The organism is Pantoea sp. JKS000250, from assembly GCF_003201065.1.
GTDB classification, from domain to species: domain Bacteria; phylum Pseudomonadota; class Gammaproteobacteria; order Enterobacterales; family Enterobacteriaceae; genus Pantoea; species Pantoea vagans.
This window is the reverse complement of the sequence record NZ_QICZ01000001.1, coordinates 1,132,515-1,153,502: the sequence shown is the minus strand read 5'-3', so window position 1 is coordinate 1,153,502 and position 20,988 is coordinate 1,132,515. Positions and strand designations below refer to the sequence as shown.

Annotated in this window: 18 protein-coding genes, 6 tRNA genes and 1 other RNA gene; 10 read left to right on the top strand and 15 right to left on the bottom strand. The window is 53.7% G+C overall.

Features of this window, described 5'->3' with window-relative positions; all coding sequences use genetic code 11:
• Positions 1–125: 125 nt before the first annotated feature.
• Both BY447_RS05525 and BY447_RS05520 read left to right on the top strand, forming a co-directional pair.
• Positions 126–806, top strand: a complete 681-nt coding sequence (locus BY447_RS05525) for a response regulator transcription factor (RefSeq protein WP_013358661.1) — start codon at positions 126–128, stop codon at positions 804–806.
• Complete coding sequence (locus BY447_RS05520; protein WP_110330709.1) at positions 803–2,143, top strand: ATP-binding protein; 1,341 nt, start codon at positions 803–805, stop codon at positions 2,141–2,143. Before BY447_RS05525 ends, BY447_RS05520 begins: the two co-directional genes overlap by 4 nt.
• 61 nt (positions 2,144–2,204) lie before the next feature.
• Here the strand turns inward: BY447_RS05520 and crr are convergent, their stop codons facing one another.
• The 5 genes from crr to cysZ form a co-directional block, all read right to left on the bottom strand.
• Complete coding sequence (gene crr / locus BY447_RS05515; RefSeq protein ID WP_008926530.1) at positions 2,205–2,705, bottom strand: PTS glucose transporter subunit IIA; 501 nt, start codon at positions 2,703–2,705, stop codon at positions 2,205–2,207.
• A 42-nt stretch (positions 2,706–2,747) separates the two neighbouring features.
• Positions 2,748–4,475, bottom strand: a complete 1,728-nt coding sequence (gene ptsI, locus BY447_RS05510) for a phosphoenolpyruvate-protein phosphotransferase PtsI (RefSeq protein ID WP_033783822.1) — start codon at positions 4,473–4,475, stop codon at positions 2,748–2,750.
• 161 nt (positions 4,476–4,636) lie between these two features.
• Positions 4,637–4,894, bottom strand: coding sequence for a phosphocarrier protein Hpr (gene ptsH, locus BY447_RS05505; protein ID WP_003848868.1), 258 nt, complete (start codon positions 4,892–4,894; stop codon positions 4,637–4,639).
• A gap of 387 nt (positions 4,895–5,281) precedes the next feature.
• Positions 5,282–6,250, bottom strand: coding sequence for a cysteine synthase A (gene cysK, locus BY447_RS05495; RefSeq protein WP_013358657.1), 969 nt, complete (start codon positions 6,248–6,250; stop codon positions 5,282–5,284).
• Between the two features lie 141 nt (positions 6,251–6,391).
• On the bottom strand, positions 6,392–7,159 hold the full coding sequence (cysZ, locus tag BY447_RS05490; protein ID WP_095706823.1) for a sulfate transporter CysZ: 768 nt from the start codon (positions 7,157–7,159) through the stop codon (positions 6,392–6,394).
• Between the two features lie 218 nt (positions 7,160–7,377).
• On the opposite strand from cysZ, the gene zipA reads away from it, so the two are divergent.
• The 3 genes from zipA (at position 7,378) to BY447_RS05475 (ending at position 10,690) form a co-directional block, all read left to right on the top strand.
• Positions 7,378–8,376 (top strand): cell division protein ZipA, encoded by a 999-nt coding sequence (gene zipA / locus BY447_RS05485; protein WP_033783817.1) that lies wholly within the window; start codon positions 7,378–7,380, stop codon positions 8,374–8,376.
• Between the two features lie 75 nt (positions 8,377–8,451).
• The gene (ligA, locus tag BY447_RS05480) at positions 8,452–10,470 is read left to right on the top strand and encodes an NAD-dependent DNA ligase LigA (protein ID WP_110330707.1); all 2,019 of its coding nucleotides are present in this window, start codon (positions 8,452–8,454) and stop codon (positions 10,468–10,470) included.
• A gap of 1 nt (position 10,471) precedes the next feature.
• Entirely contained in the window at positions 10,472–10,690 is a 219-nt protein-coding gene (locus BY447_RS05475) for a DUF3820 family protein (protein WP_110330706.1), read from the top strand.
• A 27-nt stretch (positions 10,691–10,717) separates the two neighbouring features.
• Here BY447_RS05475 and BY447_RS05470 read toward each other — a convergent pair whose 3' ends face one another.
• Positions 10,718–11,728, bottom strand: coding sequence for a bile acid:sodium symporter family protein (locus tag BY447_RS05470; RefSeq protein ID WP_110330705.1), 1,011 nt, complete (start codon positions 11,726–11,728; stop codon positions 10,718–10,720).
• A gap of 95 nt (positions 11,729–11,823) precedes the next feature.
• Here BY447_RS05470 and BY447_RS05465 point away from each other — a divergent pair, with 95 nt between their 5' ends.
• Positions 11,824–12,744 carry a LysR family transcriptional regulator gene (locus BY447_RS05465; RefSeq protein WP_013358651.1) on the top strand — a complete coding sequence of 307 codons (921 nt, stop codon included), beginning with the start codon at positions 11,824–11,826 and terminating at the stop codon, positions 12,742–12,744.
• Here the strand turns inward: BY447_RS05465 and BY447_RS05460 are convergent.
• The 6 genes from BY447_RS05460 to BY447_RS05435 all read right to left on the bottom strand — a co-directional run bounded on the left by BY447_RS05460 (position 12,741) and on the right by BY447_RS05435 (position 14,289).
• On the bottom strand, positions 12,741–13,082 hold the full coding sequence (locus BY447_RS05460; RefSeq protein ID WP_107319995.1) for a FlxA-like family protein: 342 nt from the start codon (positions 13,080–13,082) through the stop codon (positions 12,741–12,743). The genes BY447_RS05465 and BY447_RS05460 overlap by 4 nt on opposite strands.
• A 648-nt stretch (positions 13,083–13,730) precedes the next feature.
• Positions 13,731–13,864, bottom strand: a non-coding RNA gene (locus tag BY447_RS05455) — RtT sRNA.
• 43 nt (positions 13,865–13,907) lie between these two features.
• Positions 13,908–13,983, bottom strand: a tRNA-Lys gene (locus BY447_RS05450).
• A gap of 4 nt (positions 13,984–13,987) precedes the next feature.
• Positions 13,988–14,063 (bottom strand) — tRNA-Val (locus BY447_RS05445).
• 34 nt (positions 14,064–14,097) lie between these two features.
• Positions 14,098–14,173: transfer RNA gene (locus BY447_RS05440), tRNA-Val, on the bottom strand.
• Positions 14,174–14,213: 40 nt separating this feature from the next.
• Positions 14,214–14,289: transfer RNA gene (locus BY447_RS05435), tRNA-Val, on the bottom strand.
• Positions 14,290–14,561: 272 nt separating this feature from the next.
• Here BY447_RS05435 and gltX point away from each other — a divergent pair.
• A complete protein-coding gene (gene gltX, locus BY447_RS05430; protein ID WP_013358649.1) occupies positions 14,562–15,977 on the top strand; it encodes a glutamate--tRNA ligase in 1,416 nt (471 codons plus the stop codon).
• Between the two features lie 35 nt (positions 15,978–16,012).
• On the opposite strand, the gene BY447_RS05425 is transcribed toward gltX, so the two are convergent.
• Together BY447_RS05425 and BY447_RS05420 are read right to left on the bottom strand one after the other, a co-directional pair.
• Positions 16,013–16,366, bottom strand: a complete 354-nt coding sequence (locus tag BY447_RS05425; RefSeq protein ID WP_013358648.1) for a YfeC-like transcriptional regulator — start codon at positions 16,364–16,366, stop codon at positions 16,013–16,015.
• A gap of 111 nt (positions 16,367–16,477) precedes the next feature.
• Positions 16,478–17,266, bottom strand: a complete 789-nt coding sequence (locus BY447_RS05420) for a formate/nitrite transporter family protein (protein WP_013358647.1) — start codon at positions 17,264–17,266, stop codon at positions 16,478–16,480.
• A 359-nt stretch (positions 17,267–17,625) separates the two neighbouring features.
• Between BY447_RS05420 and BY447_RS05415 the strand changes: the two genes are divergently transcribed.
• Positions 17,626–17,701, top strand: a tRNA-Ala gene (locus BY447_RS05415).
• A 44-nt stretch (positions 17,702–17,745) separates the two neighbouring features.
• A tRNA-Ala gene (locus BY447_RS05410) sits at positions 17,746–17,821 on the top strand.
• A gap of 322 nt (positions 17,822–18,143) precedes the next feature.
• Here the strand turns inward: BY447_RS05410 and BY447_RS05405 are convergent.
• On the bottom strand, positions 18,144–19,334 hold the full coding sequence (locus BY447_RS05405; RefSeq protein ID WP_013358646.1) for a NupC/NupG family nucleoside CNT transporter: 1,191 nt from the start codon (positions 19,332–19,334) through the stop codon (positions 18,144–18,146).
• Positions 19,335–19,703: 369 nt separating this feature from the next.
• Between BY447_RS05405 and BY447_RS05400 the strand changes: the two genes are divergently transcribed.
• Entirely contained in the window at positions 19,704–20,945 is a 1,242-nt protein-coding gene (locus tag BY447_RS05400; protein ID WP_013358645.1) for an Nramp family divalent metal transporter, read from the top strand.
• Positions 20,946–20,988: the final 43 nt, after the last annotated feature.

Genomic DNA, 20,988 nt, shown 5'->3' with positions numbered 1-20,988 from the left:
CACAGGTCTTTTTTTTAGCCAGCACTCCCATAACGGATAAACTGAATCTGTAAGGATCGCGTAAATCAGGCTGCGCGAATGCCCGGCACAGGAGAAAATAGCGCCAATTCTGTCGAGAGATAACCATGAAAATTTTGCTTGTTGATGATGATGTCGAATTAGGCACGATGTTAAGCCAGTACCTTATTGCCGAAGGATTTGATGCCCAGCTGGTGCTGACCGGCAGCGCCGGGATTCAGGGCGCGCTCTCCGGCGAGTTCACTGCCATGATTCTGGATATTATGCTGCCCGACATGAGTGGCATCGATGTGTTACGTCAGGTGCGCCAGAACAGCCGGATACCGGTGATCATGCTGACTGCCAAAGGCGATAATATTGATCGCGTGATCGGCCTGGAGATGGGGGCGGATGACTATATGCCTAAACCCTGTTATCCCCGTGAACTGGTCGCCCGCCTGCGCGCGGTATTGCGCCGTTTCGAGGAGCAGGTACCGCAGCCGGATGCTAAAGAGCCGCTGCGCTGGGGAGACCTGACGCTTAATCCCGCCACCCGAATGAGTGAATGGCAGGGCAAAACCTTCGATCTGACTGCTTCAGAATTTAATCTGCTGGATCTGCTGCTGCGCGCGCCGGACAGGGTCGTGTCAAAAGATGAACTCTCTGAAAAGGGGCTGGGTCGTCCGCGTGAAGCCTACGATCGCAGTGTTGATGTGCACATCAGCAACATTCGCCAGAAGCTTAGCGCGTTAACCGCTGATAGCATCAATATCGAAACCGTACGCAGCATCGGTTATCGCATTCGATGAAACAGAGTTACCGCGGTCGTATGTTCTGGAAGATCTTTATCGGCTTCTGGGTCGTTTTTGTCATCATGAGCCAGCTTATCTGGCTCGGTTTTTCGCTTTCCGGTAAACGGCATGAACCGCCTGAAATAATGGCTATCCGTCGCATCATTGATCTGCAGATGACCTCTGCTGCATCGGTGCTGAAGCGGGGCGGGCCTGATGAGCTGAATGCGATGCTGTCTGACTGGGATGAAACTGACCGTCAGTTCTTTCACGTTACGCAGCAGGCTAAATCGCCACAATCCCAGGACAGCGGCAACCTGGATTTCAGGGGCCGTCTTCCTGAAGAGGTGGTGCGCTGGGTACAGGGTGTGGACGGCAAAGAATATCAGCTGCGCTACGACCTGGATGGTATGCGCATGAACAGCAAACAGAACATGATGCCGCGAAAATTTCTGAATATTCCCGAGCCGATGTTTGTCTTCGCTGGTTCGGTGGGGTTGCTGTTCAGTCTGCTGCTGGCCTGGAATCTGACGCGGCCCATGCGCCAGTTGCGCGAGGGATTTTCCCGCGTCGCCGAGGGCGATTTAAGCGTGCGTCTGTTCCCGATTATGCGGAAGCGCCACGACGAGATTTCAAATGTCGCAGAAGCGTTTGATGCCATGGTTGAGCGGCTTGATACCCTGGTGCGCGCCCGGGAAGAGCTGCTGCACGATATCTCACATGAGCTTCGTTCACCGCTGGCGCGACTGCAGCTGGCGACCGGACTCGCCAGACAGACGCCAGAAAGCGTAAACAGTTCGCTTGATCGCATTGATGAAGAGGCGCGTCGCCTGGACAAAATGATCGGTGAACTGCTAACGCTGTCGCGGGCTGAACATGAAAGCATCCCGGATGAGCAATATTTTGACCTGACCGGATTGCTGGAGGCGGTCATCACCGATGTCCGCTATGAAGCACAGATCCCTGGTGTGCAGGTGGAGTTACAGGTTGACGAGCGGGGCGATTACACCGTGCGCGGCAATGCGGAGTTGATACGGCGCGGTGTCGAGAACGTCTTACGCAATGCGCTGCGCTTCTCTTTGCCTGGGCAGCGGATTGAGGTCGACTTACGCGCAGAGCAGCAGTGGCTGGCCATTCAGGTGCGCGATCAGGGGCCGGGTGTCGATGAGGAGAAACTCTCCAGTATTTTTGACCCGTTTGTGCGGGTAAATTCGCCGCTGATGGGCAAAGGTTATGGTCTGGGACTGGCTATCGTGCGTAAAGTGATACTGGCGCATCATGGTGAAGTTGAGGCGCGGAACCGGCCAGAGGGCGGACTTGAACTGACACTGCGCCTGCCACACTGGCAGGGTTAAAACTTCATCCAGCAGAAACGATAACGGCACCCGCAGGTGCCGTTATGTTATATACGAATGCTTACTTTCTGATGCGAATCACCGGCGTTTCGCCGACGGTGACCTGGCCAGACAGCTTAATCAATTCCTTGATTTCATCCATGTTGGAGATGACAACCGGTGTCAGGGTTGATTTTGCTTTCTCTTCCAGCAACGGCAGATCGAACTCAATAACCACGTCGCCTTTTTTGACCTTCTGGCCTTCTTCAGCGATGCGTTTGAAGCCTTCACCTTTCAGTTCAACCGTATCGATACCGAAGTGGACGAACAGCTCGATGCCGTTGTCTGATTCGATCGAAAAAGCGTGATTGGTTTCAAAAATCTTGCCGATAGTGCCATCAACAGGCGCAACCATTTTGTTGCCGCTGGGTTTGATCGCAATACCGTCGCCCACGATTTTTTCTGCAAACACCACATCTGGTACGTCTTCAATGTTCACGATTTCGCCTGACAGAGGCGCTACGATGTCGATTGTCCCAGCGCTATCCGTTTTTTCGCCAAAAAGTTTAGAAAACAAACCCATGATCTTCTCCTAAGCAGTAATTTGGGGCCAGCATCATGCAGGTTAGCAGAGCGTTTTTTCCTTAATGAACTTGTTAACCAGGTTCATTAAGTCTTCCGCTGTCGGTTGAGCCAGTGCCTGCTCTGCCAATGCCTTCGCATCTTCAAAATTAGTATTACGAATGATTTTCTTGATGCCAGGGATAGAAATGGCACTCATGCTGAACTCGTCCAGCCCCATTCCCAGTAACAGTAGTGTAGCACGTTCATCACCTGCCAGCTCACCACACATGCCGGTCCATTTACCTTCAGCGTGAGATGCATCAATGACTTGCTTGATTAAGTTAAGCACAGACGGCGTCATTGGGTTGTACAGGTGCGAGATCAAATCATTACCACGATCGACCGCCAGAGTATACTGCGTCAGATCGTTTGTCCCAATACTGAAGAAGTCGACTTCCTTCGCCAGGTGATGGGCAATGACGGCTGAAGCCGGGGTCTCTACCATGATGCCGACTTCGATGCTTTCATCAAAGGCTTTACCTTCTTCACGCAACTGCGCTTTCAGCAGTTCCAGTTCCGCTTTCAGGCTGCGTACTTCTTCAACCGAAATGATCATCGGGAACATGATGCGCAATTTACCGAAGGAGGAGGCGCGCAGGATGGCACGCAGCTGTGCATGCAGAATCTCTTTACGGTCCATCGCGATACGGATAGCACGCCAGCCGAGGAACGGGTTCTCTTCTTTCGGCAGGTTCATGTAAGGCAGATCTTTGTCACCGCCAATATCCATGGTACGCACGATAACGGCCTGTGAACCCATCGCTTCAGCAACGGCTTTATACGCCTGGAACTGCTCTTCTTCACTTGGCAGAGAGTCGCGATCCATGAACAGGAATTCGGTACGGTAGAGGCCAACGCCTTCCGCGCCGTTACGCTCAGCACCGGCGATATCACGCACAGTACCGATGTTGGCACAAACTTCAACCTGATGGCCATCCAGCGTCACGGCTGGCAGATCTTTAAGCTTGGCTAATTCGTGTTTTTCCGACAGATACTGGTTCTGTACGGCTTTCAGCTCTTCCTGAATCGCTTCCGAAGGGTTGACGTGAATCGCATTGTTAACGCCATCCAGGATCAGGAAATCGCCGTTTTTAACCGTGACGGTTACATTGCCGGTGCCGACAATAGCCGGGATTTCCAGCGAGCGCGCCATGATTGAGGTATGTGAGGTACGGCCACCCAGATCGGTGATAAAGCCCAGCACCTTTTTCAGGTTCAGCTGTGCGGTTTCTGACGGCGTTAAATCTTTGGCCACCAGAATGGATTCGTCCGGAATCGCGCTCAGGTCAACGATGTGCAGACCGAGGATGTTTTGCAGCAGACGCTTACCGATGTCACGCACGTCAGCCGCACGCTCTTTCAGGTATTCGTCATCTAACTCTTCCAGTGCTTTCGCCTGGCCATCAATGACCGAATAAGCAGCAGCATCGGCAGTCGCGTGATCTTTTTTGATCAGGTCGATGATTTCCTGCTCCAGCTCTTCATCTTCCAGCAACATGATGTGGCCTTCGAAGATGGCTGCTTTCTCTTCACCGAGGGTTTCACCCGCTTTGACGCGAATCGCTTCCAGTTGTAATGCCGCTTTGCTGCGGCCATCGAGGAAGCGCTGAACTTCCTGCTCAACCTGGTCATCAGAAATTTTCTTGCGGTTGATGACGATCTCGTCTTCTTTCAGCAGCAGTGCTTTGCCGAAAGCGATACCTGGTGATGCTAAAATGCCTGAAATCATAACGCTACCTTTTAATCACGATGGCTGATGGGACTCTTTGCGGTGCCATTGTCGCGGGACACGTACTCTACGAAAGCAATAACGCGGACAGGTTGTCCGCGATCAAGATGTTTGCACTCAATGGCGCAGAGGAGTCGATTGGCTGGAGAGCTGAGCGGAGATTACTCCAGTTCAGCCATCAGTTTGACCAGATGCTCAACTGCTTTCTGCTCGTCTTCACCTTCCGCGGAAAGGGTCACAACCGTTCCCTGGGTTAAACCCAGCGTCTGCAGTTTGAACAGGCTTTTCGCGCTCGCTGATTTACCGTTAGAGGTCACGGTGATTTCTGACTGGAAAGCTTTGGCTTCTTTAACGAATTGCGCAGCTGGGCGAGTATGCAGACCGTTTGGTGCAGTAATGGTAACTTCTTGCTGGAACATTCTATTTCCCCAACGTTATCAGGATGAGTGTTATGGATCTAAAGTCTAGCCTGGAGCCTTCACTTTAGCCTGTGTAGGTGCGCGGGTATAGCTTCATGCTGACCAAAGACGCGCATGCGTCAAATCTACAATCCGTTGCGTCTCAAAACCGATTCTACACGTCACCGGTTAATTATGCCGTGATTCGCCGTTTCACTGAATCCGTAAATCGATTCAGCTTGATCCACTTCAAACGCGGATTAATTTCAGGCATCGAAATAATTGGCAGTCTGAATACCAGATCGGCATCACTGAAATCAATCTGCCGGGTGGCGAAAGTGAGATCTGCACCACAAAAAAGCACCCGAATGGGTGCTTTTTTCGACATTTTCGGACTATCGGTCCCGGCTACTGCAGCTCTTTCTCAGTAAAGAGATCGGCGAACAGCGCGGTACTCAGATAGCGTTCGCCAGAGGAGGGCAGAATCACCACGATGTTTTTATTTGCGAAGGTTTCGTCTTCCTGCAGCTTCAGCGCGGCGGCGACGGCAGCACCGGAAGAGATACCGGCGAGGATACCTTCTTCTTCCATCAGCCTGCGCGCCGTACTGATCGCTTCTTCATTGGTAATGGCCACTACGCGGTCAACCAGGTTCAGCTCAAGGTTACCCGGAATAAAGCCGGCACCAATACCCTGAATTTTGTGCGGGCCGGGTTTAATCTCTTCACCTGCCAGCGCCTGCGCAATCACCGGTGAATCGGTCGGCTCAACCGCGACAGTAATCAGTTCTTTTTTGCCTTTGGTGTTTTTGATGTAGCGACTCACGCCGGTCAGCGTACCGCCGGTGCCGACACCGGCAATAAAGACATCCACTTCGCCATCGGTGTCTTCCCAGATTTCCGGGCCGGTGGTCTTTTCGTGGATTTCCGGGTTAGCCGGGTTGCTGAACTGCTGCAGCAGCACATATTTGTCCGGGTCGCTGGCGACAATCTCTTCCGCTTTGCCAATGGCACCCTTCATGCCTTTAGCACCTTCGGTCAGAACCAGCTTCGCGCCCAGCGCCTTCAGCAGCTTACGACGTTCCACCGACATGGTTTCCGGCATGGTCAGCGTGAGTTTGTAACCACGCGCAGCAGCCACGTAGGCCAGCGCAATACCGGTGTTACCGCTGGTCGGTTCCACCAGCTCAATGCCGGGTTTCAGAATACCGCGTTTCTCTGCGTCCCAAATCATATTGGCACCGATACGGCATTTAATGCTGAAGCTCGGGTTACGGGATTCAACTTTCGCAAGAATGCGGCCGTTACCGATGCGGTTCAGTCGAACCAGCGGCGTATGACCAATTGTCAAAGAGTTGTCTTCATAGATCTTACTCATAGCCTGCCCTTAACTGTATGAATTATTGGGAACCCTATGAGCATACCTGTTCTGCCTGGGGGCGGAAGGAAAGAAATCGTATATCTATATGTCCCCCGGCAATAAGCCCTGCGAAAAAGAGCATAAGGCGCGCTGATGAGTCTAGCGCACCTCATTGCGTGCCAGCTGCGGCCGGTAGCGATCGACCCACATGGCGGTGGCACCGCAAACGGCAACCGGCATAATCACGAGGTTCAGGATCGGAATCATAGTGAACAGGCTGGTGAGTGCGCCGAACTGCATATTCGCGGTTTTGTGGCGACGCAGGGCGTTCCGCATCTGCTGAAACGGCACTTTATGGTTGTCGAACGGATAGTCGCAATACTGAATGGATAACATCCAGGCACTGAACAGGAACCACAGAACGGGCGCAACCGTCTGACCAAAGCCAGGAATAAAGTAGAGCAGCAGCAGTCCCAGCGCACGTGGCAGATAATAGCCCAGCTTCTGCAACTCGCGCTTCATGATGCGCGGCACATCTTTGATCATTCCTGCCCAGCCGCTGTCGGGCAGGGGCTTGCCGGTCAGACGGCCTTCCAGCTGTTCGGCCAGCAGGCCGCAGAAAGGAGCGGCAATAAGGTTTGCCAGCGTCGAGAAGAAGTAGCTGAACACCAGCACAATCGCTATCACCGACAGCGGCCATAACAGATAGCTCAGCCACTGCAGCCAGTCCGGAATATGGGCCATCAGGCGCGGGATCCAGTCACCGAGACGATAGAACAGCCAGATGAATGCGCCACCGAGCATAATAATGTTAATCAGCAGCGGCATCACCACAAAGCGGCGAATACCAGGCAGACGGACCAGTTTCCAGCCCTGGCTAAAGTAGTGCGTGCCGTTAAAATCTGAGACCGAATTCTCACGGGCCATAAAGCCATTTCTCCTGAAAGTGTTGAGGCGCGCCCACTATAACCTGGCTTTTTCTCCAGGCCAGGTGCCGTTTGGGTAAAAAAACAGCGAAAAAGCGTGGGTTGCCTATCTTATTTGTCAGAAAATAGTGCACAGACTTGCACTTGTGTAGCAGGGCAAATACAGTTAGAGGATAAAGTTTGCCGCGGTGGCAAGGTATTGGAACAACAGAGAATACAATGATGCAGGATTTGCGTCTGATATTAATCGTTGTTGGCGCGATCGCCATTATAGCGCTCCTTCTTCACGGGCTGTGGACCAGCCGTAAAGAGCGTTCGTCAGTGTTCCGCGATCGCCCGCACAAACGTCTGAAACAACGTGAAGAACATGATGAGCAGGACCTGATTGACGACGAAGATGACGGCGTCGGCGAGGTTCGCGTTCGTTCCGATCGCAGCACACACCAGGAACCGCGTTTCGATGAGATTCGTGAGCCACAGCCAGAAGCGCCGCGTAAGCAAGCGCCTGCTGAGCCTGTGCGTCAGCCTGCGCCACGACCCGCACCGCAACCTGAACCAGAAAGCGATCCGCTTTTCAACACGGCGCCGAAGCCTGCTCCGCAGCCGCGCCCTGAACCGGTTCGTCAGCAGCCTGCACCGACTTTTGTCGCGCCGCCCGTTCAGGCTGACCCGCTGCTGGATCTCGATCCGCTGGAATCTGTCCAGCCCGCTCCGCAGTACCAGGCAGAACCTGAGCCACAGCCTGAAGTAACGCCGGCTCCCGCGCCTTCACAGCCTGCAGCGAAAGCGCCAGCGGAAAAACCGAAAGAAGCGGTACTGGTGCTGCATGTTGCCGCCCATTCGGGCGGTGAGCTGAACGGTGAGGCCTTACTACAGGGTATTCTGCAGGCGGGCTTCCAGTTTGGTGAGATGAACATTTTCCATCGTCATCTTAGTCCTGCAGGCAGCGGTCCGGTCCTGTTCAGTCTGGCTAACATGGTTAAGCCAGGATCGTTCAACCCGGACCTGATGACCGATTTCAGCACGCCAGGCATCTCTATCTTTATGATGGTGCCTTCTTATGGTGACGCGAATCAGAACTTCAAGCTGATGCTGCAGTCGGCACAGCGTATCGCTGATGACGTTGGCGGTGTCGTGCTGGATGATGAGCGTCGCATGATGACGCCGCAGAAGCTGGAAACCTACAAAGCGCGTATCCGCGATGTGGTTGGCGTCTGAGACCTGCGCTGATCGCTATCTGAATTGTTAAAATAAACCCCCGCCTGTCGGGGGTTTTTTATCTGATGGGGCTATATGAAATCCGTCCAGGATCACATCACCGAACTGCGCACCACGTTGCGCCATCACGAATATCTCTATCACGTCATGGATGCGCCGGAAGTGCCGGATGCCGAATATGATCGTCTGATGCGTGAACTGCGTCAGCTGGAAGAGGAACACCCCGATCTCATTACCCCGGACTCGCCGACGCAACGCGTAGGCGCTGCGCCGCTGACGGTATTTGAGCAGGTCCGCCACGAAGTCCCGATGTTGTCGCTGGATAACGCCTTTGATGAAGCTACGTTCATGGCCTTCAACAAACGGGTGCAGGATCGGCTGAAAAGCAGTGACGACATTACCTACTGCTGTGAACTCAAGCTCGATGGTGCTGCAGTCAGCCTGATGTATGAAAATGGCCTGCTGGTCCGGGCCGCGACGCGCGGTGACGGTACTACCGGCGAGAACATTACCGCCAACGTTCGTACCATTCGCGCGATTCCGCTGCGGCTAAAAGGCGACAATATCCCGGCCCGGCTGGAAGTACGTGGCGAAATATTTATGACGCAGCGAGGCTTCGAAAAGCTGAATGAGGAAGCGCGACGCACTGACGGCAAAGTCTTTGCTAACCCGCGCAACGCAGCGGCAGGTTCTTTGCGTCAGCTTGATCCGCGCATTACCGCTAAACGTCCATTAACTTTCTTCTGCTACGGTTTTGGCCTGCTGGAAGGCGGGGAGATGCCGCATAGTCACATGGGGCGCCTGCAACAGTTCAAAGCCTGGGGCCTGCCGGTCAGCGACCGCATTAAGCTGGTGCACAACGCCGAAGAAGCCCTGGCTTTCTATCGGGATATTGAGCAACAGCGTCCGAACCTGGGTTTCGATATTGATGGCGTGGTGATCAAGGTCGATTCACAGGCATTACAGGAGCAACTGGGCTTTGTGGCGCGCGCACCGCGCTGGGCAATTGCCTTCAAATTCCCGGCACAGGAACAGCTGACCTGGGTACGTGACGTCGAATTCCAGGTTGGCCGCACGGGCGCTATCACGCCGGTGGCTCGTCTTGAACCGGTACAGGTGGCGGGCGTCATCGTCAGCAATGCCACGCTGCATAATGCGGATGAAATCGAGCGGCTGGGATTACGCATTGGCGACCGTGTGGTGATTCGCCGCGCCGGTGATGTGATCCCACAGGTGGTCAACGTGGTGATCGCGGAGCGCCCTGAAGAGACGCGTGAAGTGGTCTTTCCTGCCCATTGCCCGGTCTGTGGTTCCGAGGTGGAGCGGGTCGAAGGCGAGTCGGTCACGCGCTGCACCGGCGGTCTGATCTGCGGTGCGCAACGCAAAGAGGCACTGAAGCACTTTGTCTCGCGTCGGGCGCTGGATGTTGACGGTATGGGCGACAAGATTATCGACCAGCTGGTGGAGAAAGAGTACGTCAATACGCCCGCCGATCTGTTCCGTCTCACGGCGGGCAAGCTGACCGGACTGGATCGCATGGGGCCTAAATCGGCGCAAAATGTCGTCGAGGCGCTGGAGAAAGCGAAGTCGACCACGCTGGCACGTTTCCTCTATGCGCTGGGCATCCGCGAAGTGGGTGAAGCCACCGCCGCCAATCTGGCTAACCACTTTGGTGAATTGCAAAAGGTGATGGATGCCGATCTTGAGGCGCTGATTGCCGTGCCGGATGTCGGCAAAGTCGTTGCCGCACACGTGCGCAACTTCATGGAAGAGGAAAGTAACCGTGAGGTTATCCGTCAGCTGACAGACGACATCGGCATTCACTGGCCGCAGGTGGTCGTGGTGAAAGCCGAAGAGATCGACAGTCCGTTCGCCGGTAAAACGGTGGTGCTGACCGGCTCGCTGTCGCAGATGAATCGCGATGATGCCAAAGCGCAGCTGATCGCGCTGGGGGCAAAAGTCAGCGGCAGCGTATCGAAGAAAACCGATCTGCTGATTGCCGGTGAAGCGGCCGGTTCAAAGCTGGCAAAAGCGCAGGAGCTGGGTATAGAGGTAATTGATGAAGCGGAAATGATCCGCCTGCTGGGTGCCTGAAATGGATGAGCATCAACTGGTGGCGATAGCCAATACGCCTATGCCGTTTGGCAAATATAAAGGGTGGATGCTGATCGATCTGCCTGAGCCTTATCTGCTCTGGTTTGCCCGCAGTGGCGACTTCCCATCCGGGTTGCTGGGGGATTTGATGCAGCTGACTCTGACGATAAAAATAGAAGGTCTGGAGGGATTAGTTAAGCCGCTCCAGACCCGCACATAATCGTGCCCGCACAGGCGGGCAACGGTTTTACTTCTGAGACTCCATCACTGAATCTTTCACCTGCAGAGCCTGCTGTTTCTCATTGGTCTTCTTGTAGCGTCCGGCGATAAACGAGCAGACCATCAGCTGTACCTGATGGAAAATCATCAGCGGCAGCACAATAATCCCCACCGTACTGGCCGGGAACAGAATATTCGCCATCGGCACGCCATTCGCCAGACTCTTCTTCGAGCCACAAAACAGCACCACGATTTCATCGGCGCGCTTAAAGCGGAACAGACGCGAAGCCAGCAGATTGATGAGCAGCACGGCGGTCAGCAGAATAATGGAACCTGCCACAATCCACAGCAGCGTAATCAGGCCAACGCGATGCCAGATGCCGTTCACCACGGCTTCACTGAAGGCGGAATAGACTACCAGCAGAATCGAGGTCTGGTCAGTTTTGCCAATCAGGCTGCGATGTTTCTCAATCCAGCCACCGATCCAGCGACGTGAGAGGTGACCCAGAATGAAGGGCACCATCAGTTGCAGCATAATCTTACCGATTTGCTCCAGACCATCACTCGGCGCGCTGCTGTGGATATCCATGACCAGATTCACCAGCAACGGTGAAATAAACACACCCAGTAGGCTCGATGCCGAGGCGCTGCACACCGCTGCCGCGACATTCCCGCCCGCCATTGAGGTAAAGGCGATGGCAGACTGGACGGTAGCCGGCAGGATACAGAGGTAGATAAAACCAGTGTAAATTTCCGGACCGACATCAACCGGATGCCACCAGACCAGCAGCAGACCCAGTGCCGGAAACAGCACAAAGGTGCTGAACATGATCCACAGATGCAACTGCCAGTGACTGCTGCCTGCGATGATCTTTTCACGCGAAAGTTTGGCACCGTGCATAAAGAACAGCAGCGCTATCGCTGCCGTCGCGAGGTAACTGAAGATATCAACGTAGATCCCTTTTGCTGGCAGGAAAGAGGCCAGCAGCACGGTGATGATCAGTTTAACCATCATCGGATCGAGTTTTAGAAAGCCCATTGCTAAATTCCGGTAAATTATTCAATAGCGCGATTGTGCGGCAAGTAGTTTTAGAAATAAAATTGATTTATTGAATTAATCTATGAGCGCAATCGATGAATTATACCCTGCGTCAGCTGCGAACGTTTATTGCCGTGGCCCACTATGGTGGCTTCAGTCAGGCAGGGCAGGCGATAGGCCTGAGCCAGTCGGCAGTCAGCCACAGTATTAAAGAGCTGGAAGCCGAAACCGGCGTGCGGTTGCTGGACAGAACCACCCGGGAGGTGATGCTGACAGAGGCGGGAAAACAGCTGGCGTCACGCATGGAGCGCCTGCTGGAGGAGATTCATACCACGCTACTGGACATCCGCAGTTTTGGCGAGCAGCGCAGTGGTACGGTCAGAGTAGCAGCCAGCCAGACCATTTCCGCGCATCTGATGCCGCAATGTCTGGCCGCCAGCCAGCACCATTTTCCCGATATCAAAGTGATTCTTCACGATCGCGCCCAGCAATGGGTGCTGCAAAGTGTGCGTAACGCCGAAGTCGATTTCGGCATCGTGATTGGGCCGCTCAGCGACAGCGATTTCGATAGCATCGCGATTCTGGATGAGCCTTTCCTGCTGTTATGTCGCGAAGATGATCCGCTGGCGAAAGTGGAAAGGGCTGAATGGGCAATGCTCGATGGTCGCACGATGGTATTGCAGGATTACGCTTCAGGCAGTCGGGTTCTGATTGATGCGGCAATGCAGCAGCAGAATATCAGGGCTGAAGTGGTGCAGGAGATTGGTCATCCCGCCACGTTGTTCCCGATGGTACAGGTGGGAATCGGCATCAGTATTCTGCCTGCGCTGGCGTTACCCTTACCAGCGGATCGCGCCCTCACGGTGCGGCGTCTCTATCCGGAAATCAATCGTAGCCTGACGCTAATTAAACGTAAAAACCGCTCGCTGACGCCGGCTGCCGAAGCGATCTGGCAGGAGGTGCGCCAGCAGGCGATGCTGCTGGCGCAACAACGCGCGGTTAAACCGGCATTTTAGATATAAACGTCAACTTTGTTAGTATCGGTTGGGCGGTTAATCCCGTCCGCTTTGATCTCACTGACGGGCGAACTGTCACTTTTTGGCTGATCCTGCTCAGCCTGCTTCTGTTCCAGCTGTGCAATCTGTGCCTGCAGCATGGTGATTTGTGACTGGTACATCTGCTGCATCTCAGCCTTCTGTTCGTCAGTCAGTTCTTTATTGTCAGCCAGCTCCTTAACCTGCGTTAACACACCCTGAATCTGTTTATTCAGTGCCGCAACCTGCGAGGCCACACTGCCGCCGCCGCTGTCACCGCTACTGACCGCACTGCTTAAAATTCCGGAAATTGAAGACATCATTTTCTCCCTATAAGTGGTCACGTACGTTATCGGCACGCAGTGAAACGACTTGAGAGCCCAGAGTGTTAATGTTTTGCAAAGACGCAATAAGGTATTAAATCCGCGTAGCAGAAACAAAACAGGCACCAGAAAGGCTAACAGACAGCTAATACGTTCAAAGCGATGGGAGCACAGGCCTGTAGCAAAGCATCGCGGGACAGGGATGTGCCACGCTGAGCCTGCCATGGATGGCGATTTTGCGTCTTTGCGAAAGGCCTGCGCTCCCTGAGCCAGCGCGTTTTTAAAAACCTAACGTTGCTGGAAAAAATGGGAACCAACCTGGGGTTAAGGCAGAAACGAATAAAGCGCTCAAAAGGCGTTTTATTCTGAATGGGTGGGACGTGCAGGATAGCCTAGGTCCATCCTGGGCCTCGCCCTCCGGGTGATGCTGTCGCAGGTTCTCATCCTGCAGGGTAGAGTCCGTGCCCCGGAAACGAAAAAAGCGCCCCAAAGGCGTTTTATTCTGAATGGGTGGGACGTGCAGGATAGCCTAGGCCCATCCTGGGCCTCGCCCTCCGGGTGATGCTGTCGCAGGTTCTCATCCTGCACAGTGAAGTCCGTGCCCCGGAAACGAAAAAAACGCCCAAAAGGCGCTTTATTCTGAATGGGTGGGTCGTGCAGGATAGCCTCGGCCCATCCTGGGCCTCGCCCTCCGGGTGATGCTGTCGCATCAGCCTGAATCGCCCGGCGATTCAGTCGAACCTGCAGCAGGTTCTCATCCTGCACGGTAGAGTCCGTGCCCCGGAAACGAAAAAAGCGCCCCAAAGGCGCTTTATTCTGAATTGGTGGGTCGTGCAGGATTCGAACCTGCGACCAATTGATTAAAAGTCAACTGCTCTACCAACTGAGCTAACGACCCGAAGTGGTGGGTGATGACGGGTTCGAACCGCCGACCCCCTCCTTGTAAGGGAGATGCTCTACCAACTGAGCTAATCACCCACTTCGTACTTCGATACTGCTAACAGGCAAGATATGGTGGGTGATGACGGGTTCGAACCGCCGACCCCCTCCTTGTAAGGGAGATGCTCTACCAACTGAGCTAATCACCCATATCTTCATACCTGTTCACTGCGGGCACCCTGTTAAGAGTGGTGGGTGATGACGGGTTCGAACCGCCGACCCCCTCCTTGTAAGGGAGATGCTCTACCAACTGAGCTAATCACCCCCGCTGTGTGGAGTCGCATTATAGGGATAGTTGATTTTGAGTCAACGCTTTTTAAAACATAAATGTGCGTTCGGTTTATTTTTAAACATCCTGTCGCGCTTTTAGTCAATGTGCTGGTTTTACTGGCAGAAAAGCCCCTTTTCCCGGAGGGCAACCGGCGGGCATGCATTGAGGATTCACCGTCAGATGCTAGAATGTGCCCACTGTTTTTTCGCGTCTAACCTGTTTTTTGTCATCCAGACAGAGAACCCGCGCATCTAAGGCAATACTCAATGAAAATCAAAACACGCTTCGCGCCCAGCCCGACCGGCTATCTGCATGTCGGTGGCGCCCGTACCGCACTTTACTCCTGGCTCTTTGCCCGTCATAACCAGGGCGAGTTTGTGCTGCGTATTGAAGATACCGATCTGGAACGCTCCACGCCGGAAGCTATCGAAGCCATCATGGATGGCATGAACTGGCTCAGTCTGGACTGGAACGAAGGCCCTTACTACCAGACTAAACGTTTTGATCGCTACAACGCGGTCATTGATGAAATGCTGGAAGCGGGCACGGCTTACAAATGCTACTGCTCTAAAGAGCGTCTGGAAGCCCTGCGTGAAGAGCAGATGGCCAACAACGAAAAGCCGCGTTACGACGGCCGCTGCCGTGACAGCCATGAACATCATGCCGATGACGAGCCGTGTGTGGTGCGCTTCCGCAACCCGCAGGAAGGATCGGTCATCTTCGACGACCAGATCCGTGGTCCGATTGAGTTCAGCAACCAGGAACTGGATGATCTGATTATCCGCCGTACCGATGGTTCGCCAACCTATAACTTCTGCGTCGTGGTGGATGACTGGGATATGGGCATCACGCACGTTATTCGCGGTGAAGACCACATCAACAACACACCACGTCAGATCAACATTCTCAAAGCCATTGGCGCGCAGGTTCCGGTCTATGCCCACGTCTCAATGATCCTGGGCGATGATGGCAAAAAGCTCTCCAAGCGTCATGGTGCGGTAGGGGTGATGCAGTATCGTGATGATGGCTATTTGCCAGAAGCGTTGCTCAACTACCTGGTTCGTCTGGGCTGGTCACATGGCGATCAGGAAATTTTCAGCGTGCCTGAAATGACTGAGCTGTTTACTCTGGACGCTGTCAGCAAGTCTGCCAGTGCGTTCAACACCGAGAAGCTGCAGTGGCTGAATCATCACTACATCAATACGCTGCCGCCAGAATATGTGGCGACGCATCTGCAGTGGCATATTGAAGAGCAGAAAATTGACACCCGCACCGGGCCTGAACTGGCGAAACTGGTTAGCCTGCTGGGCGAGCGCTGCAAAACGCTGAAAGAGATGGCGGCGTCCTGTCGCTACTTCTATGAAGATTTTGCAGAGTTTGATGCTGATGCCGCGAAGAAACATCTTCGTCCGGTGGCGCGTCAGCCGCTGGAAGTGGTGCGCGATAAGCTGGCCGCAATCACTGAGTGGAACGCTGAAAACGTCCATCAGGCGATTCAGAGCACCGCCGATGAGCTGGAAGTGGGGATGGGTAAAGTCGGCATGCCGCTGCGTGTGGCGGTGACCGGTGCCGGTCAGTCACCGGGTCTGGATGTCACTGTTGAAGCGATTGGCCGCAGCCGCAGTGTGGCACGTATTGAGCAGGCTCTGGCCTTTATCAGTGAGCGGGAAGCACAGGCTTAATAAACTTAGCCGGAAGCGTCACGCTTCCGGTTTCTTTACTCTTCACCAATTCCCAGACGCTGCATGACGCCCTTAATCCCTTCACGTAAGATTAACGCGGTGAACTGATCCTGTTCATCCTGACTCATTTGCTGGATGGAACTTATCAATAACGCAGGTAAAGAATTCGCCACTGCACCATAGGTCGCTGCGGGCTCGTTGAGATTGCGTGTCGACTGAATAAAACTTTTTACGCGTTCATCAATATGAATCAGACGCGCCTTACCGCCTTGTACACCGGGCTTTGGCGTGGTTGTCCAGTTCTCTCGCTTAATCCATTTATTCACCGTTTGCCGACTGTAACCCGTTTCTGCAGCCAGCTCTTCGGGAGTAAGCCATTCCTTTTTCACGATGCTATCCCTGTTAAATACATTAGCGGTACATATTACAGCAAAACGTAACGGGGGAAAGTAACTGAGGCTGAAATTGCCTTTTGTCTTTTGACAAAAGGCAAAACAGGATTACTGCGGGTTGCTGGCAGGTTCTGCGGCTGGGCGGAAGGCAAGGAAGTAAGCCAGGCCAACGAAGACGGCACCGCCTACGGCATTGCCCAGGAAGACGGCAACAAAGTTAGGCAGATACTCTGCCCAGCTCATCTGACCGGCAAAAATGGCGGCCGGGATGATAAACATGTTGGCGACAACGTGCTGGAAGCCAATGGCAACAAACGCCATCACCGGGAACCACATGCCGAAGATCTTGCCGACCACATCTTTACTGGCAAACGCAAGCCACACTGCCAGGCACACCAGCCAGTTACAGCCAATGCCTGAAATAAAGGCGTGCAGGAAATCGGCATGGACTTTTGCAGAGGCAATCGCAACGGTCTTTTTCAGGTAATCGCCTTCGGTCATGCCCAGCATATGGCCAAAGAACCAGGCGACAGCCACGCTGCCGAGGAAGTTCGCCAGAGTCACCCAGAACCAGTTCCGCGCCACGCTCATAAAGCTGATGCGGCGGGCGAACCAGGCTACCGGCAGGGTCATCATATTACCGGTCAGCAGCTCACCCCCTGCCAGCACGGTCATGATGATACCTACCGGGAAGACAGCGGCACCTAACAGGCCACCAAATGAGCCCCATTCAGCCGGCAGGGTGTTGATGACGTGAAGATCCAGCAGGAAGCCGGTCGCAATAAATGCGCCCGCCATGAAGCCGAGAATCAGAAGGATGCTGACAGGCGCACGGCTTTTTGCCACGCCTGACTGGATCGCCAGTTGTGCGATTTCTTTAGGTGTATGCAGCGACATAGTATCTCAATAGTTTTTTTATGATTAATGGGACGATAACGCCTGGTGGACGCGTGGTGTGCGGGAGAGGGTCCCGGTGACCACTAAATTAGCGGGCTAAGTTTTGCACGCGAAAAAGACGAAGACAAGAAAATTCCTATAACATATTTAACCGGGAATTAACCTGACGGCAGACTGAATAACAGTTAAAAAACGGCCCTGCCGGAACAGACATGATTTTCAGCTGCGGCATGCTGCTGAAACTTCGCAGGTTGCCGCCTTTTTCAGCGATCAAACAGAGAATGTCATTTTGCCGTTGACACCCTGGAGGCGGTTTCATATTATGCCGTCCGTCGCTTAACGCGACAGTTTTTCGGTTCGGGGCTATAGCTCAGCTGGGAGAGCGCCTGCATGGCATGCAGGAGGTCAGCGGTTCGATCCCGCTTAGCTCCACCAAACTTCTTACCAGAAGTTTGGCACTGAAAAACGATTCCAGATGTGGGGGTATAGCTCAGCTGGGAGAGCGCTTGCATGGCATGCAAGAGGTCAGCGGTTCGATCCCGCTTATCTCCACCATTTTCTGACACGTTGCTGTCAAATTCCTTTCCGATTTATCTTTCATTCGCCTTTTCCTGCGAATCTATATTCATTGCGATTTACATTACGCTGCTGCGTAAGCTATTTAATGTCAATACTTTCTGTGACGCCTCCAGCGCCCCTGGCGGGACATTGTGCTGTCCGTTGCGCACGGTTTAACTCCACACGTGACCGGGGTATGCAATGGAAGCAGAGAGGAAAGAAACGCTAAAACGGAAAGGGCGAATCAGCGGAAGCTGAGCAGGGATGGCGCAAAATGAAAAGGGCGAGCCAGGCTCGCCCTTTATTGCTCAGAACCGTATCAGAACGCCAGAACCAGACCGGCGATAGCGGCGGAGAGCACGCTGACCAGCGTAGAGCCGTACAGCAGCTTCAGGCCAAAGCGGGAAACCACGTTACCCTGTTCTTCGTTCAGACCTTTAATCGCACCGGCCACGATGCCGATTGAAGAGAAGTTGGCGAATGACACCAGGAACACGGACAGAATACCTTCTGAATTTGGCGACAACTGACCCGCGATTTTCTGCAGATCCATCATGGCTACAAACTCATTCGACACCAGCTTGGTCGCCATAATGCTGCCGACCTGCAGCGCTTCGCCAGAAGGCACACCCATCATCCAGGCAAACGGATAGAAGACAAAGCCGAGAACGCCCTGGAAGCTGATGCCGAAGATCAGATCAAACAGCGCATTCAGGCCTGAAATCAGCGCGATAAAGCCAATCAGCATGGCGGCGACAATAATCGCGACGCGGAAACCGGCCAGGATATATTCGCCCAGCATCTCGAAGAAGCTCTGACCTTTATGCAGATCCTGCAGCTGCAGATCTTCTTCGTTCTCAACGCGGTACGGGTTGATCAGCGACAGCACGATAAAGGTACTGAACATGTTGAGCACCAGTGCAGCGACCACATATTTTGGCTGCAGCATCGTCATGTAGGCGCCGACGATAGACATCGAAACGGTGGACATTGCGGTAGCGGCCATGGTGTACATGCGGCGCTGTGACATCTTGCCCAGGATATCTTTATAGGCGATGAAGTTTTCTGACTGTCCCAGTATCAGAGAACTCACGGCGTTGAAAGATTCCAGTTTTCCCATGCCATTCACTTTCGACAGCACGGTACCGATACCGCGGATCACCCACGGCAGGATACGGAAGTGCTGCAGAATACCGATCAGGGCAGAGATAAAGACGATTGGGCACAGTACGTTGAGGAAGAAGAAGGCCAGACCTTTGTCGCTCATGTTGCCGAAGACAAAGTTGGTTCCCTGAGCCGCATACTTCAACAGATGATCGAAGAAGCCCGCGAAGCCTTTGACGAAACCCAGTCCCGCTTCTGAGTTCAGGAAGAACCAGGCGAGCACAATTTCAATCACCAGTAGCTGTATAATGTAGCGAATGCGAATGCTTTTACGATCGTGACTGACCAGCAAGGAGAGTATCCCGACCACCACCAGTGCTAAAAGAAATTGCAAAATATGGGACATGGTTGCTCCAAATTTGAGGAGGGTTGTATTTTGTTGCGTATTCTATGTAACGCGTTACTTAAAAACGAGATCTGAACCACAATATAAGTATTCGCTATCGCTATATTTTCCAGAAAAGTTCCAGAGATCACGTCCTGTTTACAAATTATTCACGCCAGATAACCACATAATTATTGTCTATATTTTACACGGGGCGTAGAGTGACACTATTGCTCACATTTTTAGCAATCACCTCCTTTACTGTAAGATATAGCAATGGCTATACTTTATAGCAGCATCTATTACACCGATAACAAGAAACGAATTTCACTTGCACATGCTAACCCCTAAGCTGGCGGGGCAGGCAAATGTTCAGACAGGGTACCGGATATGTTTGAAAGTCGTACCGCCGAGCGCGCCGCTCGCGGAGTCAGAAAAGTCAAACTCGCACTGCTGGGCCCCGCCTTTATTGCCGCTATCGGCTATATCGATCCGGGCAACTTTGCGACCAACATTCAGGCGGGCGCTGCTTACGGCTACAAATTGCTGTGGGTAGTGGTGTGGGCCAACATCATGGCCATGCTGATCCAGCTGATGTCCGCTAAGCTGGGTATCGCCACCGGCAAAAATCTCGCCGAGCATATCCGCGATCGCTTTCCTCGTCCCGCCGTCTGGTTTTACTGGGTGCAGGCAGAAATTATTGCGATGGCCACCGACCTTGCGGAGTTTATCGGCGCGGCGCTGGGCTTCAAGCTGTTGCTCGGTATCTCACTGATGCAGGGCGCGGTACTGACCGGCATCGCCACGTTCCTGATATTGATGTTACAGAGCCGCGGTCAGAAACCGCTGGAGTTGGTGATTGGCGGACTGCTGCTGTTTGTGGCGGCGGCCTATATCGTCGAACTCTTCTTTTCTCAGCCCAACGTCAAAGAGCTGGTGGTTGGCATGGCGCTGCCCGCGCTACCGACGTCGGATGCCGTCTTCCTGGCAGCCGGTGTGCTGGGCGCGACCATTATGCCGCACGTAATCTATCTGCACTCCGCACTGACGCAGGGCAAAAGCGAGGACAGCAAAGGCCAGCGTTACTCTTCAACCAAACTGGATGTGGCGATTGCCATGACCATCGCCGGATTCGTGAACCTGGCGATGATGGCAACCGCGGCGGCGGCCTTCCACTTCAGCGGCCACAGCAAAATCGCTGAGCTTGACCAGGCCTATCTGACGCTGCAACCGTTGTTAGGTCAGGCAGCGGCGACGGTATTTGGTCTGAGCCTGGTGGCTGCCGGCCTCTCCTCAACGGTGGTCGGCACGCTGGCGGGACAGGTGGTGATGCAGGGCTTTATCCGTTTCCATATTCCGCTCTGGGTGCGTCGTACCGTGACCATGCTGCCTTCCTTTATTGTTATCTGGGCAGGCTGGGATCCGACAAAGGTGCTGGTCATGAGTCAGGTGCTGCTGAGCTTCGGTATTGCGCTGGCGCTGATTCCGCTGCTCTCCTTTACCGGCAACCGTGAGCTGATGGGTGATGATATGGTTAACTCGCGCCTGATGCAGAACACCGGACGACTGATCGTGTTGCTGGTGATTGCGCTGAATCTTTATCTGCTGGTGGGCGAAGCGCTGGGGCTGTAAGGGTAATTGGAAACAAAAAACGCCCGGCTTTTGCCGGGCGTTT

Excerpts from the sequence above, each read along its gene's own strand:
- BY447_RS05525 (WP_013358661.1), top strand. The coding sequence starts at position 126 with ATGAAAATTTTGCTTGTTGATGATGATGTCGAATTAGGCACGATGTTA.
- BY447_RS05520 (WP_110330709.1), top strand. The coding sequence starts at position 803 with ATGAAACAGAGTTACCGCGGTCGTATGTTCTGGAAGATCTTTATCGGC.
- crr (WP_008926530.1), bottom strand. The coding sequence starts at position 2,705 with ATGGGTTTGTTTTCTAAACTTTTTGGCGAAAAAACGGATAGCGCTGGG.
- ptsI (WP_033783822.1), bottom strand. The coding sequence starts at position 4,475 with ATGATTTCAGGCATTTTAGCATCACCAGGTATCGCTTTCGGCAAAGCA.
- ptsH (WP_003848868.1), bottom strand. The coding sequence starts at position 4,894 with ATGTTCCAGCAAGAAGTTACCATTACTGCACCAAACGGTCTGCATACT.
- cysK (WP_013358657.1), bottom strand. The coding sequence starts at position 6,250 with ATGAGTAAGATCTATGAAGACAACTCTTTGACAATTGGTCATACGCCG.
- cysZ (WP_095706823.1), bottom strand. The coding sequence starts at position 7,159 with ATGGCCCGTGAGAATTCGGTCTCAGATTTTAACGGCACGCACTACTTT.
- zipA (WP_033783817.1), top strand. The coding sequence starts at position 7,378 with ATGATGCAGGATTTGCGTCTGATATTAATCGTTGTTGGCGCGATCGCC.
- ligA (WP_110330707.1), top strand. The coding sequence starts at position 8,452 with ATGAAATCCGTCCAGGATCACATCACCGAACTGCGCACCACGTTGCGC.
- BY447_RS05475 (WP_110330706.1), top strand. The coding sequence starts at position 10,472 with ATGGATGAGCATCAACTGGTGGCGATAGCCAATACGCCTATGCCGTTT.
- BY447_RS05470 (WP_110330705.1), bottom strand. The coding sequence starts at position 11,728 with ATGGGCTTTCTAAAACTCGATCCGATGATGGTTAAACTGATCATCACC.
- BY447_RS05465 (WP_013358651.1), top strand. The coding sequence starts at position 11,824 with ATGAATTATACCCTGCGTCAGCTGCGAACGTTTATTGCCGTGGCCCAC.
- BY447_RS05460 (WP_107319995.1), bottom strand. The coding sequence starts at position 13,082 with ATGTCTTCAATTTCCGGAATTTTAAGCAGTGCGGTCAGTAGCGGTGAC.
- gltX (WP_013358649.1), top strand. The coding sequence starts at position 14,562 with ATGAAAATCAAAACACGCTTCGCGCCCAGCCCGACCGGCTATCTGCAT.
- BY447_RS05420 (WP_013358647.1), bottom strand. The coding sequence starts at position 17,266 with ATGTCGCTGCATACACCTAAAGAAATCGCACAACTGGCGATCCAGTCA.
- BY447_RS05405 (WP_013358646.1), bottom strand. The coding sequence starts at position 19,334 with ATGTCCCATATTTTGCAATTTCTTTTAGCACTGGTGGTGGTCGGGATA.
- BY447_RS05400 (WP_013358645.1), top strand. The coding sequence starts at position 19,704 with ATGTTTGAAAGTCGTACCGCCGAGCGCGCCGCTCGCGGAGTCAGAAAA.